12 protein-coding genes are annotated in these 14248 nt (G+C 65.4%); 3 read left to right on the top strand and 9 right to left on the bottom strand.

Annotated features, from left to right (window positions below; all coding sequences use genetic code 11):
- Positions 1–2: 2 nt before the first annotated feature.
- The 8 genes from bamA to pyrH all read right to left on the bottom strand — a co-directional run bounded on the left by bamA (position 3) and on the right by pyrH (position 8280).
- Positions 3–2333 (bottom strand): outer membrane protein assembly factor BamA, encoded by a 2331-nt coding sequence (gene bamA, locus P2G62_RS14935; RefSeq protein WP_275735707.1) that lies wholly within the window; start codon positions 2331–2333, stop codon positions 3–5.
- A 171-nt stretch (positions 2334–2504) separates the two neighbouring features.
- Positions 2505–2675, bottom strand: a complete 171-nt coding sequence (locus P2G62_RS14930) for a hypothetical protein (protein ID WP_275735706.1) — start codon at positions 2673–2675, stop codon at positions 2505–2507.
- 118 nt (positions 2676–2793) lie between these two features.
- Positions 2794–4083 (bottom strand): RIP metalloprotease RseP, encoded by a 1290-nt coding sequence (rseP, locus tag P2G62_RS14925; RefSeq protein WP_275735728.1) that lies wholly within the window; start codon positions 4081–4083, stop codon positions 2794–2796.
- Between the two features lie 48 nt (positions 4084–4131).
- Positions 4132–5310 carry a 1-deoxy-D-xylulose-5-phosphate reductoisomerase gene (gene dxr, locus P2G62_RS14920; RefSeq protein WP_275735705.1) on the bottom strand — a complete coding sequence of 393 codons (1179 nt, stop codon included), beginning with the start codon at positions 5308–5310 and terminating at the stop codon, positions 4132–4134.
- A 3-nt stretch (positions 5311–5313) separates the two neighbouring features.
- Positions 5314–6129, bottom strand: a complete 816-nt coding sequence (locus P2G62_RS14915; protein WP_275735704.1) for a phosphatidate cytidylyltransferase — start codon at positions 6127–6129, stop codon at positions 5314–5316.
- Positions 6126–6890: a polyprenyl diphosphate synthase gene (uppS, locus tag P2G62_RS14910; RefSeq protein WP_275735703.1), complete on the bottom strand. Its 765-nt coding sequence runs from the start codon at positions 6888–6890 to the stop codon at positions 6126–6128. Before uppS ends, P2G62_RS14915 begins: the two co-directional genes overlap by 4 nt.
- 26 nt (positions 6891–6916) lie before the next feature.
- Positions 6917–7480 carry a ribosome recycling factor gene (gene frr / locus P2G62_RS14905; protein WP_275735702.1) on the bottom strand — a complete coding sequence of 188 codons (564 nt, stop codon included), beginning with the start codon at positions 7478–7480 and terminating at the stop codon, positions 6917–6919.
- 68 nt (positions 7481–7548) lie between these two features.
- Positions 7549–8280, bottom strand: coding sequence for a UMP kinase (gene pyrH, locus P2G62_RS14900; RefSeq protein ID WP_275735701.1), 732 nt, complete (start codon positions 8278–8280; stop codon positions 7549–7551).
- Positions 8281–8415: 135 nt separating this feature from the next.
- Between pyrH and miaA the strand changes: the two genes are divergently transcribed.
- The 3 genes from miaA to P2G62_RS14885 all read left to right on the top strand — a co-directional run bounded on the left by miaA (position 8416) and on the right by P2G62_RS14885 (position 12413).
- A complete protein-coding gene (gene miaA, locus P2G62_RS14895) occupies positions 8416–9303 on the top strand; it encodes a tRNA (adenosine(37)-N6)-dimethylallyltransferase MiaA (protein ID WP_275735700.1) in 888 nt (295 codons plus the stop codon).
- A 136-nt stretch (positions 9304–9439) separates the two neighbouring features.
- Positions 9440–10312, top strand: coding sequence for an AraC family transcriptional regulator (locus P2G62_RS14890; RefSeq protein ID WP_275735699.1), 873 nt, complete (start codon positions 9440–9442; stop codon positions 10310–10312).
- 133 nt (positions 10313–10445) lie between these two features.
- Entirely contained in the window at positions 10446–12413 is a 1968-nt protein-coding gene (locus tag P2G62_RS14885; RefSeq protein ID WP_275735698.1) for a bifunctional 2',3'-cyclic-nucleotide 2'-phosphodiesterase/3'-nucleotidase, read from the top strand.
- A 94-nt stretch (positions 12414–12507) separates the two neighbouring features.
- Here P2G62_RS14885 and adh read toward each other — a convergent pair whose 3' ends face one another.
- Positions 12508–14034, bottom strand: coding sequence for an aldehyde dehydrogenase (gene adh / locus P2G62_RS14880; RefSeq protein ID WP_275735697.1), 1527 nt, complete (start codon positions 14032–14034; stop codon positions 12508–12510).
- Positions 14035–14248: the final 214 nt, after the last annotated feature.

Below are 14248 nucleotides of genomic sequence, written 5' to 3'. Positions count from 1 at the left end.
CCTCAGAACTTGGTCGAAATGGTCAGATCGAAGACCCGATCAAGGTCGTATTCCTCTTTCTTGAGCGCATGCGCGAAGTTGAAGCGCAGCGGACCGATCGGCGTGGTCCAGAACAGCGACAGACCGATCGACGAACGCCAGTGCAGCGCATCATCCACGGTGCCCGCGAAACCGGCGGTATCGTCCAGCCCCCAGACCGAGCCCACGTCCAGGAAGGCGCCGCCATGGATGCCGTATTCCTCGGGCGTGCCCAGCGGGAATTCCGATTCCAGACGCAGCGCGGCAAAATACTTGCCGCCAAGCGCGTCTTCGTTGACCGCGGTGGTGTCGCGCGGGCCATAGCCGTTGGTCTCGAAGCCGCGGATCTTGCCGTTGCCGGAGAAGCGATCCAGAACCGTCAGCTTGGTATCGCCGCGGGCGTGGATCGCCCCGCCTTCCAGCTCGGCGCGCAGGGTGACTTCCTCGTTCAGGATCTTGCGCTCGACCCGGGCCAGCGCGGTGGTGGTGATCGCCTCGACATCGCCGCCGAAGCCCGCCACATCCTGCCCGAAGCGCAGGGTCATGCCCCAACGCGGGTCAATCCCGGTGGTGCGCGTGTCATAGGTGTAGGTGTAGCCAAACGCCGAGCTGTTGCGCTTGCCCTCTTCGGCGATCAGGATCGGCGAAGAGTTCGTGTCGACATCATACAGTTCCTTGCTGGAATAGCTGTAGCGCATTTCCAGCCGCCCGTTTTCCGACACGGGGAATTCGATCGCCGGCGAGATGCCATAGGATTTCGTCGAATAATCCGCGCTGTCATATTCGGACGTCGTGTACCAGATGTTGAATTTGCCCTTCAGGTCGCGCCCGAAAAGATAGGGCTCGATGAAGGTCAGCGAGTTCTGCTGGTTGTCGGCCGTGGTCGACACCGACAGACCGACATACTGGCCACGGCCCAGGAAGTTGCGTTCCTGCAGGTCCAGCGTCAGACCGAAGCCCGCATCCTGACCGTAGCTGGCGCCGATCCCGAACGAGCCGGTCGGCTGTTCCTCGACGTTCACATCGACCACCACCTGATCGGACGCGGTGCCCTGGCGCGAGTTCACCTCGGCGTTCGAGAAGAAACCAAGCGCGCGGATACGTTCGGCCGAGTTGCGGATTTCACGCGGGTTGAAGGGGTCGCCTTCGACCGTGCGGAATTCGCGGCGCACGACCTTGTCGAGCGTGGTGGTGTTGCCCTCGATGTCGATGCGTTCGACAAAGACACGCGGCCCGCGCACCAGCGCGAATTCCACATCCAGCGTCAGGTCGCGTTCGTTGCGGGTCACGCGCGGTTCGACGCGGACGAATTGCGCGCCCTTGCGCAATGCCACCTCTTCCATCCGGGTGATCGCCAAGTCGACCGCATTGGGCGAATAGACCACACCCGAACGGATCTTGGTCAGCTTCTGAAACTCGACGGCGTCCAGATCCGGGATTTCCGAGGTGGTGGTGATCTTGCCGAACCGGAACTGCTGCCCTTCGCGGATGTTGAAGGTCATAAAGAACGCATCGCGTTCCCGCGCCATTTCCGAGGACACGCCGGTGACCTGCACATCGACATAGCCGCGCGCCCGGTAGAAATCGGTCAGCAGCTGACGGTCGAACTCGACCCGATCGCCGACGAAGGTGTCGCGCTGGATGATCTGGCGCAGCAGGCCCGCCTGTTTGGTCTGCAGCACGTTGCGCAGGCGGCGGTCCGAATAATGGCGGTTGCCGGTGAACGAGATCCGCTCGACCTCGGTCACCTTGCCTTCCTTGATCTCGAAGGCCACGTCGACGCGGTTGCCGTCACGGCGGATCACCTTGGGATCGACGCGGGCGGCCAGTCGACCGACATTGGCATAGGCTTCGGTAATCAGCGCGGCGTCGGCCTCGACCGTGGCGGGAGAATAGATCTTGCGCGACTGGGTCTTGACCATCTTGGCCAGATCCTCGTCCTTCAGCTTCTTGTTGCCTTCGAAGTTGACGACGTTGATCGTGGGATATTCCTGCACCCGGATCACCAGCGTGCCGCCCTGCGGCACCAGTTCGACGCTTTCGAACAGACCCGAGCCCTGCAACCGCTGATAGGCATCGTTCAGCGCCCCCGACGACACCGGCTTACCACGACCGATTCCTGCGTAGGTGATGATGGTTTGCGGCTCGATCCGCTCATTCCCCTCGATCACCAGATTACTGAAGCTGTAGGTCTGCGCCTGCGCCATCGTCGGTTCGGCCACCCAAACCGTTGCCATCGCAAGGAAAATTGCAGTGGACTTGAGCGCCCCGCGAACTGTGGAAAGCCCGCCTGCCCGTTGCAGCCAATTCGTCATCGCCCTCACCCCGCCAGATGGCATCCCTAGTGTTTCCAAAGTGACTACCGGGAAAGCCCCGGCTTGTCAAAAGCGCAGGGCGCAGGAAATTCCCGCGCCCCCCGGCACAGCCAGCGGCCGCGCAAAAAATATGCCCCCTGCCCGCTGGCTTTTGCTGACGGGGCGGCAGGATCAGAGTTGATAAGGCAGATGCGCCGGACCCAGCATCTCGGCCAGCTGGATGCCGATGATACAGGCGCCCAGCAATGCCACGACGACCGCCAGCGGCACGATGATCCGGTCAAGCGCCAGATCAACGATCATCGACAGCCCGCGGACTCCTTCGGTCAACACCAATTGCATCGCAAGGCCCTCCTTGGCTGCGGCTGCGAAATTGCAGGTTCGGGATAGACCGGGAATATGGCCAAATTGCGGCGCAGTGCCAGAATTCAACCATAACGTGCAAAATGCCGCAGCCGTCTTACGGGCAGAAGATGTCGTTTGACAGGCCGAACAGCATCATCGTCAGCACCAGCGCGATGCCGATCGCCGTCAGCACGTTCATCACCTTGTCCGACGGCGGCTTGCCCGCCACCGCTTCCCAGACGTGGAACATCAGATGCCCGCCGTCCAGCACCGGGATCGGGAACAGGTTCAGGAAGCCAACCGCCGTGGACAGCACCGCGATGAACCAGATGAAATCGGGCATCCCCGATTGCGCCGCCGCGGCAGAGCCCTGCGCAATGCCGATCGCGCCGCGCAGGTTGCAGCTGGAAATATCGCCCGCCACCATATGCACCAGCCCCGAGACCGATTGCGCGATGATGCCCCAGGTCTGACGCACGGCGCCGCCAAGGGCCTCGGGGAGAGTGGTGGCCCGGGTTTCCGGTTCGAACACGAAGGTGCCGGTCGCGCCGATCATCCAGCGGGTCTCGAACCCGCCATCGGCGGCGGGAATATCGGTGCTTTTGGGTTCCAGCGTGCGCTCGAACGCGCCCCCGTCCGCGCGCCACAGCGCCAGCGCCAGCGGCGCCCCCTGCGAGGCGGTCACCGCCACCTGCAGATCGGCAAAGCGCCAGATCGGTTGCCCGTCGATGGCGGTGATGACATCGCCTTCCTTCAGCCCGGCCGCATAGGCCGCCGATTGCGCGATCACACCGCTCAGCCGCGGGGGATACAGCTGCGGGCCGGTGATCTCGACCTCGGCGCCATCGCGCAGAACGCGATAGGGTAAGGTGGGCTGCGAGGGCAGCGTGTCGATGATCGCGCTCAGCGCGGCGAAATCCGGGGTCTCCTGCCCGTTCACCGCCAGGATACGGTCGCCCACCTGCAATTCGGCATGGCCACCGGGCAGATCGCTCAGCGCGCCGACGGTGGGTTCGTCCGTCGCGGTGCCCGACCACAGCAGAAGCCCCGCGATCACCGCGATCGACAGGATGAAGTTGAACACCGGCCCCGCCGCAACCGTGGCCGCGCGCGCCCAGAGCGGCGCGCCGTGCATGGTATGGCGGCGTTCCTCGGCGCTCAGCTCGCGCATGGTGTCGGCATCCTCGCCCGCCGAGGCCGCATTCGCGTCACCCAGAAACTTGACGTAGCCGCCCAGCGGGATCGCCGCCAGCTGCCAGCGCGTGCCGCGCTTGTCCACCCGGCTGAACAGTTTCGGGCCGAAGCCCAGGCTGAACACCTCGGCCTTGATCCCGGACCAGCGGCCCACGATGTAATGGCCGTATTCATGCACCGTGACGATGATCGACAGCGCGATCACGAACATGCCGGCGGTATACAGGCCGTGGCCAATGGTGGACAGAAACTCCAAGGCTCAGATCCTTCCGGTCGAGATATGTTCAAACGCGAGGGCGCGGGCCTCGGCATCGGTGAGCATCACGTTATCCAAAGATACCGCGGCATTTCCAAGCCCTTGGCGCGATGACATCTGCGCGAGGACGGTTTCAACCAGCCGCGCCATGTCCAGAAAGCCGATCTTGCCGGCGATGAAGGCATCAAGTGCTGCCTCTTTCGCGGCGTTGAAGGCCGCCCCCGCCGTGCCGCCGATCGCCATCACCTCGCGCGCCAGACGCAGCGCCGGAAAGCGGGTCAGGTCGGGCGCGCGGAAGGTCAGACTGCCGATTTCCGCCAGATCGAGCCGCTTGACCGGCAGCGCGCGCCGCGCGGGCCAGTTCAGCGCATAGCCGATGGCGTGGCGCATGTCGGGCGCACCCAGATGCGCCATCAGCGCGCCATCATTGAACCCCACCAGGGCATGAACCAGCGATTCCGGATGCACCAGAACCTCGATCATGTCGGGGTCGACGCGGAAGTATTCCTTGGTTTCAATGACTTCCAGAGCCTTATTGAACATCGACGCGCTGTCGATGGTGATCCGCTGCCCCATCGCCCAGTTCGGATGGCTCGACGCCTCGGCCACGGTCGCGTGGGCCAGTTTTTCCAGCGGCCAGTTGCGGAAGGCGCCGCCCGAGGCGGTAATGATGATCCGCTCGACCGCGGCCATATCCTCGCCCACCAGCGCCTGGAACACCGCGGAATGTTCACTGTCCACCGGCAGGATGCGGGCGCCGTGCCGCGCGGCTTCGGCCAGCAGAAGCGGCCCGGCGGTGACCAGCGATTCCTTGTTGGCCAGCGCCAGCGTCGCGCCCTGCGCCAGCGCGCGGAACCCCGGTGCCAGCCCGGCCGCGCCGACGATCGCGCTCATCACCCAGTCGGCCGGGCGTTCCGCCGCCTCGATCAGGGCCTGCGGGCCAGCGGCCGCCTCGATCCCGGTTCCCGCCAAGGCCTCGCGCAATGCGGGCAGGCAGGCGTCATAGGCGGTCACCGCCAGATCGGCGCGCAGCGCGATCGCCTGTTCGGCCAGCCGCGCGACATTGGCCCCACCCGACAGCGCGACAATATCGAAGGCCTCGGCCCCGCCTTGCCGCATCAACAGGTCGAACGTGCTTTCCCCGATCGAGCCGGTGGCACCGAATACCGAAATTCTGCGCATGTCTCAGCCCCCGCCCAGCGGCAGCGGCATGATCTGCGCGACCGCCAGCAGCATCAGCACCGCGCCCACGAAGGCGTCGAAGCGATCCATCACGCCGCCATGGCCCGGGATCAGATGCGAGCTGTCCTTGACGCCCGCGCGCCGCTTGATCCAGCTTTCCGCGATGTCGCCCATCTGGCCTGCGAAGGCCAGCAGCGGCGACAGCCACACCAGCGCCCAGTCGCCGCCAAGCGCCACCCCGATCAGCCCGACCAGCGCCGCGCCGATCCAGCCCGCCACGGTGCCCGACCAGGTCTTTTTCGGGCTGATCCGCGGCCAGAATTTCGGCCCGCCCAATGTGCGTCCGGCAAAATAGCCCGCCACATCCGAGACGACCACGATCGCCACGATCCAGGCGATGGCCGCAAAACCCAAGCCCAGACGCAGCGCCACCATGCCATAGCCCGTCAGCATCACCGCCAGCGCATACCCCGCAAAGATCCCGCGATCGCGTCGCGGGCGCAGCACGCCGATCACCGACGGCAGCGCCAGAACGGGCAGCATGAAGGGCGAATGCACCCAGAGCACCGCCACCAGCACCGCGGCGGCCATCAGGCCCATCACCCGCGCCTCGCGCGGTCGTTCGGGCGCGGTCATCGCGGCCAGTTCCCAGACCATCAAGCCCGTCACCAGCACCGCGATCTCGGCAAAGAACAGCCCGCCCCACCAGACCGCCCCCACGCCCACGGCCAGCATTGCCAGCCCCGACAGAACCCGGTCGCGCAGATCGGACCAGCGCGGCGCGGCGGATTTGGCCGGGGGTGTCTGGGATGTGGTCATGGCTTGACCCCGCCGAACCGCCGTTCGCGCCCGGCAAAACGCGCCAGAATTTGCGCTAGCTCCTCGGGCGTGAAATCGGGCCAGAGCGTGGGCGTGAATTCATATTCGGCATAGGCCGCCTGCCAGGGCAGGAAATTCGAGGTGCGGGTTTCGCCCGAGGTGCGGATCACCAGATCGGGGTCGGGCATGCCTGCGGTATCCAGGCGCGCCTCCAGCGCGTCTTCGGTCAGATCGGCCTCGGCGATGCGCCCGGCAGCGAAATCCCGCGCCAGCGTCGCCGCCGCACGCGCCAGCTCGTTACGGCCGCCGTAATTGATCGCCACGGTCAGCGTCAGCCGGGTATTGGCGGCGGTGCGCTCCTCGATCCCCGACATCAGCCGCGCCAGGCGGCCATCCAGCCGCCCGCGTTCACCAATGAACCGCAGGCGCACGCCTTCGGCCGACAGCGCGTCGGCCTCTTTCTCGATGTAGCGCGCGAAAATCCCCATCAGACCCAGCACCTCTTCGGTCGAGCGTTTCCAGTTTTCGGTGGAGAACGCATAGACCGTCAGGTGTTTTACGCCCAGATCCGGGGCGGCACGCACGATTTCCTTCACCCGCTCGGCCCCGCGGCGATGCCCGGCCAGCCGCGGCCAGCCGCGATTGGTGGCCCAGCGGCCATTGCCATCCATGATGATGGCCACGGCGCGCACACCATAATCACCCCCGGTCGCAGCCGGAGCCGCACCGGGGTTGGCTTGCTCGGATTCGCTTTTCGCCATCGGGGCGCCTTTCGCGGAAGGCAGGCTCAGACCTGCATGATTTCGGCTTGCTTGCCTTCCAGCGCCTTGTCGACCACTGCGATGTGTTTCTTGGTCAGATCCTCGACCGCGCTTTCCCAGAATTTCGCGTCATCCTCGGACATGCCGTTGGCCTTGGCCTTCTTGATCTGGTCCATGCCGTCGCGGCGCACGTTGCGCACTGCCACGCGGGCGTGTTCGGCATATTGCGCGGCGACCTTGGTCAGTTCCTTGCGGCGTTCCTCGTTCAGTTCGGGGATCGGCAGCATGATGATCGGGCCGTTGGTCTGCGGGTTGATACCCAGACCCGATTCCCGGATCGCCTTTTCGACCTTGTTGATCAGCCCTTTGTCCCAGACGTTGATGGTCACCATCCGCGGTTCGGGCACGTTCACGGTGCCGACCTGGTTGATCGGCGTCAGCGAACCGTAGGCATCCACCATGATCGGCTCGACCATCGAGGCCGAGGCGCGCCCGGTGCGCAGCGAGGCGAATTCGTGTTTCAGCGCCGTCATCGCGCCTTCCATACGGCGCTCGAGGTCGTCAATGTCGATTTCGATATCGTCGGACATGGTCGTCTTTTCCGTCTTGTTATGCGGTCTGGGCCTTCTCTAGCGCAGCTTGGGCCCGAAAGATAGGCTCAGCCCTGAACGCGGGTGTAGGTACCCTGCCCGGCCAGGATGCCGCGGAACCCGCCCGGTTCATCCAGCGAGAACACGATGATCGGCAGGTTGTTGTCGCGCGCCAGCGCAATCGCCGAGGCATCCATCACGCCCAGGTTCTTTTGCAGAACCTCGTCATAGCTGACCGTGTCATAGCGCTTGGCATCGGCGAATTTCTTGGGGTCCTTGTCATAGACGCCGTCGACCTTGGTGCCCTTGAAGATCGCCTCGCAGCTCATTTCATTGGCGCGCAGCGTGGCGGCGGTGTCGGTCGTGAAATAGGGGTTGCCGGTGCCCGCGGCGAAAATGCAGACCCGCTTTTTCTCCAGGTGGCGCACGGCGCGGCGGCGGATGTAGGGCTCGCAGACCTGATCCATCGGTATGGCCGAGATCACGCGGGTGTGGATGCCTTCGGCCTCCAGCGCGGCCTGCATGCCAAGCGCGTTCATCACCGTGGCCAGCATCCCCATGTAATCGGCGGTGGTGCGTTCCATGCCCTGTGCAGACCCCGCCAGCCCGCGGAAGATGTTGCCGCCGCCGATCACCATGCAAATCTCGACGCCCATGTCATGCACCGACTTGACCTCGCGCGCGATGCGGGCAACGGTCGGCGGGTGCAGGCCATAGCCCTGATCGCCCATCAGCGCCTCGCCCGAGATTTTCAGCAGAACGCGTTTGTATTTGATACTCGGCTCGGCTTGTGCAGACATCTCGGGGTCCCAATCTGTGGTTGTCATTGCCGCGCAAAATGTCCCAAATGCGGCGCGGGTTCAACCTCGGGAATTCCCCACCCGGCCCGGTTTGGTCAAATATCCTGCGGCAGGCGGCTACGAGGGGCCTAAATATTGGAAATTTCTGCGCAAATTGATCCGAAAAAACCGGTGGTGATCGCCGGCCCGACGGCCAGCGGCAAATCCGCGCTGGCCCTGCAGATCGCGCAGGTACAGGGCGGTGTGGTGGTCAATGCCGATGCGTTGCAGGTCTGGGACTGCTGGCGGGTGCTGTCGGCACGCCCGTCCCTGGCCGACGAAGCCGCCGCCCCGCACCTGCTTTACGGCCACAAATCGCCCGGTCAGGACTATTCCGTGGGCCATTGGCTGCGCGATCTGGCGCCGGTGCTGGCTGATCATGCGGCGGGCGGGCCGCGCCCAATCATCGTCGGGGGCACCGGGCTCTACCTCAGCGCGCTGACCGAAGGTCTGGCCGAGATCCCCGCGACCCCGGTGCAGGTGCGCGCCCTCGCCGACCGGCGTCTGGCCGCCGAAGGTGCCGCAGCGCTGCTGGCGGAACTGGACCCCGCCACCGCCGCCCGGATCGACCCGCTCAATCCCGCCCGGGTCCAGCGCGCCTGGGAGGTGCAGGCCGCCACCGGGCGCGGGCTGGCCGCCTGGCAGGACGATACGCCGCCCCCCGCCTTACCGCTGAGCGCCTGCACCGCCCTGGTGATCGAGGCCGACCGCGACTGGCTGGCCGAGCGGATCGACCGGCGCTTCGATCTGATGCTGGCGGAAGGCGCGCTGGACGAGGTGCGCGCGGTGCTGCCGATCTGGGAATCGGGGGCGCTCTGGGCCAAGGCGATCGGGGCGCCCGAACTGGTGGCGCATCTGCACGGCGAGGTCGACCTGGCCACCGCCCGGACGCTGGCGCAGGCTGCCTCGCGGCAATATGCCAAGCGCCAGCGCACATGGTTTCGTAGCCGGATGCGGGACTGGCACAAGATCATGCGGCCCTAACAAAGCCTCGGCAACACCACGCCGAAAATCAATATTCCTGTTGGAAATAAAGGGGTTCGCGCCTATTCTTCACGCAAACACCCTGACCCCGGGCGCACCCCGATGGATCGTCAGACCCCCAAAAGAGAGTTCCGCCGTGAAACTTTTCACTGCCCCGCCGTTGTCGCAATTCGCCCGGCCCCGGACCGAAACAGCCCCCGCGCCCCGCGCGGCGCTGCTGCCCGAGACGCCCTCGAACCTGCGCATCGTGCCGATCGCCCGGCTGGCGCAGGGCGGGCGTTGGCGGGTCGAGGCGATGCGCGCGCTGTCCGAACCCTGCCTGCTGTGGTTCACCCGCGGTCAGGGCCGCATCACCATGGGCGGCGAGACCCGCGGCTACGGTCCGCATAACGCGGTGTTCATCCCCGCGGGTGTCATGCACGGGTTCGAGGTCGGGCCGCAAACCCATGGTCAGGCGATCTTCTTCGGCCGGGACAGCGATGTCACCCTGCCCGAGACGCCGCAGCACCTGCGCATTCGCGAGGCCGGCCCGCAGGCCGAACTGTCCGGCATCATCGAGGCGGTGCAGCGCGAGCTTGACAGCACCCGCCCCGGCGCCGACCGGGCGGCCCGTCACCATCTGGGGCTGCTGGGTGTCTGGCTGGAACGGCAGATCGCCCCTGCCACTGCGGATGCCCCCCGCCCCTCGGCCGCAAAACGGCTGGTCGCGCGCTATTCCGCGCTGCTGGAGCGCGATTTCCGCTCGGGTCACGGCGTGTCGGATTTCGCTGCCGAACTGGGCGTGACCTCGACCCATCTGACCCGCTCGTGCCGCGAGACCTGCGGGCGCGCCGCGCATGATCTGCTGCAGGACCGCAAGATGTTCGAGGCGCGCCGCCTGCTGGCCGACACCCGCGTGCCGGTCAAGCAGATCGCCGATGCCTTGGGATTTGCCAGTCCGGCCTATTTCACCCGCGCATTCCACGCGAAAACCGGCAAGACACCCACCCAATTCCGCCGCGCGGGCTAGTCCGCGGCGGGCAAAATGCCGCCAGCCCCGCCACCCCCTGCAGGAAAGACTTGCCAAGACCCCCGATCCGGGGCGTCATGGTCCTGTCATTTGACCATCCGATAAAGGATGGATCGTGTTTCTGGGGGCTGTCATGACCGAATTTTCCCGTCGTTCCTTTCTGATTTCGGGCACTGCGCTTGGGGGGCTGGTGATGCTGCACCCGTTCTCGGCGCGCGCGCAGGCCGGACAGGCGCATCTGCGGCTGCTGGCCACCACCGATCTGCACTGCCATGTGCAGCCCTATGACTATTACGCCGACAAGCCCGCCGACACGATGGGTCTGGCGCGCACCGCCTCGATCATCGAGGAAATCCGGGCCGAGGCGACCAACGCGCTGCTGTTCGACAATGGCGATTACCTGCAGGGCAACCCGATGGGCGATTACATCGCCTATTCCAAGGGCATGGCCGCGGGCGACATTCACCCGGTCATCGCCGGGATGAACACGCTCAGCTATTCCGCGGGCACGCTGGGCAACCATGAATTCAACTACGGCATCGACTTTCTGGAAAAAGTAAACGCAGGCGCGAATTTCCCCATCGTCTGCGCCAACGTCGCGCGCAAGCTGGGCGCCAGCCCGCGCGAGGACGAGCTGTTCGTCCGCCCCTATCTGATCATCGAAACCGATCTGGCCGATGGCGCGGGCGTCAAGCACCCGCTGAAGCTGGGCGTGATCGGCTTCGTGCCGCCGCAGATCCTGCAATGGGACCGCGCGCATCTGGAGGGTAACCTGTTCGCCCGCGACATCCTGCAGGCCGCCCGTGCCTGGGTGCCGCAACTGCGCGAGGAAGGCGTCGACCTGGTGGTCGCGCTGGCGCATACCGGGCTGGATGCCAGCGCCGAAACTGAGGGCATGGAAAACGCCGCCTACCACCTGGCCGCGATCGAGGGCATCGACGCGGTGATTTCGGGTCATCAGCACAAGGTCTGGCCCTCGACGGATTACGAGGGCGAAGGCTTCGATGCCGAAACCGGGCAGATCATGGGCAAGCCCGCGGTGATGGCGGGGTTCTGGGGCTCGCATCTGGGGGTGATCGACCTGATGCTGGACCGCGTGGGTGACAGCTGGCAACTGGCTGCCTCGCAAAGCACGGTCCGGCCGATCTATACCCGCGGCGAGGATCGCAAGGTCACCGCGCTGGTGGGCGATTACACCCCCGCGATCACCGCCACCGCCGAGGCGCATCTGGCCACGCTCAGCTATGTGCGCGCCGAGGTGGGCAAGACCTCGGCCCCGCTTTATTCCTATTTCGCGCTGCTGGCCGATGACCCCTCGGTGCAGATCGTCAGCCTTGCGCAAAGCTGGTATGTCGCGCAGCTGCTGCGGGGCACCGCGCATGAGGGCCTGCCGGTCCTGTCGGCGGCGGCGCCCTTCAAGGCGGGCGGGCGCGGCGGGCCCGAGTATTACACCGATGTGCCCGCAGGCCCGATGGCGATCAAGAATGTCGCCGATCTGTATCTGTACCCCAACACCCTGCAGGCGGTGCGCATCACCGGCGCCGAGGTGCGCGAATGGCTGGAACGCTCGGCCGGGATGTTCAACCAGATCACCCCGGGCGGCGCCGATCAGGTTCTGCTGAACCCCGATTTCCCGTCCTACAATTTCGATACGATCGACGGGGTCACCTATCAGATCGACGTGACCCAGCCCGCGCGCTACGACAATGACGGCAAGGTCGTGGCGCCCGAAGCCCACCGCATCATCAACCTGAGCTTCGGCGGACAACCGATTGACGACGCGCAGGAATTCATCGTCGCCACCAACAACTACCGGGCCTCGGGTGGCGGGCACTTTCCCGGGGCGGATGGCAGCACCGTGATCCTGCAGGCGCCCGACACCAACCGCGACGTGATCGTGCGCTATATCGTCGAGCAAGGCACGATTGCCCCCTCGGCCGATGGCAACTGGCGGCTTGCACCTGCGGCGGGGGCCACGGTCCTGTTCGACACCGGGGCCAAGGCTGCCGACTATCTGGACGACATCCGCAGCCGCGGCGTCGCGATCGAGGCGGCAGGCGACGGGCCCGACGGGTTCGCCCGCTTCCGCGTCACCCTGTAACGCGGGCCTCTGCCCGCGCGTCTGTCCGTGCAAAACCATGTCGGCCGCCCCCTTTCGGGGACGGCCGGATTTTCTGATCGTTGAAGGGGAGGGATCAGAAGAACCCGAGTTTGTTGGGGTTGTAGCTGACCAGCATGTTCTTGGTCTGCTGATAGTGGTCGAGCATCATCTTATGGGTCTCGCGGCCGATGCCCGACTGCTTGTAGCCACCGAAGGCCGCATGCGCCGGATAGGCGTGGTAGTTGTTGACCCAGACACGACCGGCTTGGATATGACGGCCAAAGCGGTAGCAGGTGTTGATGTCGCGCGACCACACACCGGCGCCCAAGCCATACATCGTGTCATTGGCGATATGCAGCGCCTCTTCCTCGTCCTTGAAGGTCGTGACCGAGACGACCGGGCCGAAGATTTCCTCCTGGAAGACGCGCATCTTGTTGTGGCCCTTCAGGATCGTCGGCTGGATGTAGAAGCCGTTGGCCAGCTCGCCGTTGAAGCGCGCCGCATCGCCGCCGACCAGAACCTCGGCGCCCTCTTCGCGGCCGATCTGCAGGTAGGACATGATCTTGGTTTGCTGCTCCTGGCTCGCCTGGGCGCCGACCATGGTTTCCATCAGACGCGGATCACCCTGCTTGATGGCCTTCACCCGTTCGATGCAGCGGGCGATGAACTCTTCATAGATGTCCTCTTGCACCAGCGCGCGCGACGGGCAGGTGCAGACCTCGCCCTGGTTGAAGGCGAACAGAACGAAGCCCTCGACCGCCTTGTCGAGGAAGGCGTCGTCCTTGGCCATCACATCCGAGAAGAAGATGTTGGGCGACTTGCCGCCCAGTTCCAGCGTGACCGGGATCAGGTTCTCGGTCGCGGCCTGCATGATCTTGCGCCCCGTCGCGGTCGAGCCGGTGAAGGCGATCTTGGCGATGCGCGGGCTGCGCGCCAGCGGCGCCCCCACTTCGGCGCCATAGCCGTTGACGATGTTCAGCACGCCCGCGGGCAGCAGATCGGCGATCAGTTCGGCCAGAACCATGATCGCGGCCGGGGTCTGCTCGGCCGGTTTCATCACGATGCAGTTGCCCGCCGCCAGCGCCGGCGCCAGTTTCCACGCCGCCATCAGGATCGAGAAGTTCCACGGGATGATCTGGCCGACGACGCCCAGCGGCTCGTGATAATGATAGGCCACGGTGTCGGCGTCGATTTCCGACATCGAACCTTCCTGGCTGCGCAGAACCCCTGCGAAATACCGGAAGTGATCGACCGACAGCGGAATATCCGCAGCCGTCGTTTCGCGGATCGGCTTGCCATTGTCCCAGGTTTCGGCGGCAGCCAGCAGATCGAGGTTCGCCTCCAGCCGGTCGGCGATCGCAAGCAGCACGTTCGAGCGTGCGGCGGCCGAGGTGGTGCCCCAGCCGTCTTTGGCCGCATGCGCCGCATCCAGCGCCAGTTCGATATCGGCGGCGCCCGAACGGGCCACTTCACAGACTTTCTCGCCGGTGATCGGGGTGATGTTGTCGAAATACTGGCCGCTGACCGGGGGCACGAATTTGCCACCGATGAAGTTGTCGTAGCGTGCCTTGAACGGCGAAACCATCACGCCCTTGAAGTCGGATGCCATATCATTGGCCATGTGTTCTTCCTCCCATGAACCCGGGCCCGTCGCGGGCTCGGCATGGGACCAAGCTGCACGGCATGGCGCGAATCGCATAGCCGGGCTGCGCAGGGCGGATAGCTTACCTGTCTCAGCCCCGAGACAGGTGCAGCCGCAGCATCGACCGGAAAGGGGGCGCTGCCCCCGGCCTGCGGCCTCCCCCGGGATATTTGAGCCAAAGTGAAAGCTGCTT

Origin of the sequence: Paenirhodobacter sp. CAU 1674 (assembly GCF_029222945.1) — a bacterium.
In the GTDB taxonomy this organism is placed as follows: Bacteria; Pseudomonadota; Alphaproteobacteria; order Rhodobacterales; family Rhodobacteraceae; genus Rhodobacter.
This window is presented reverse-complemented; position numbering and strand designations above follow the sequence as displayed.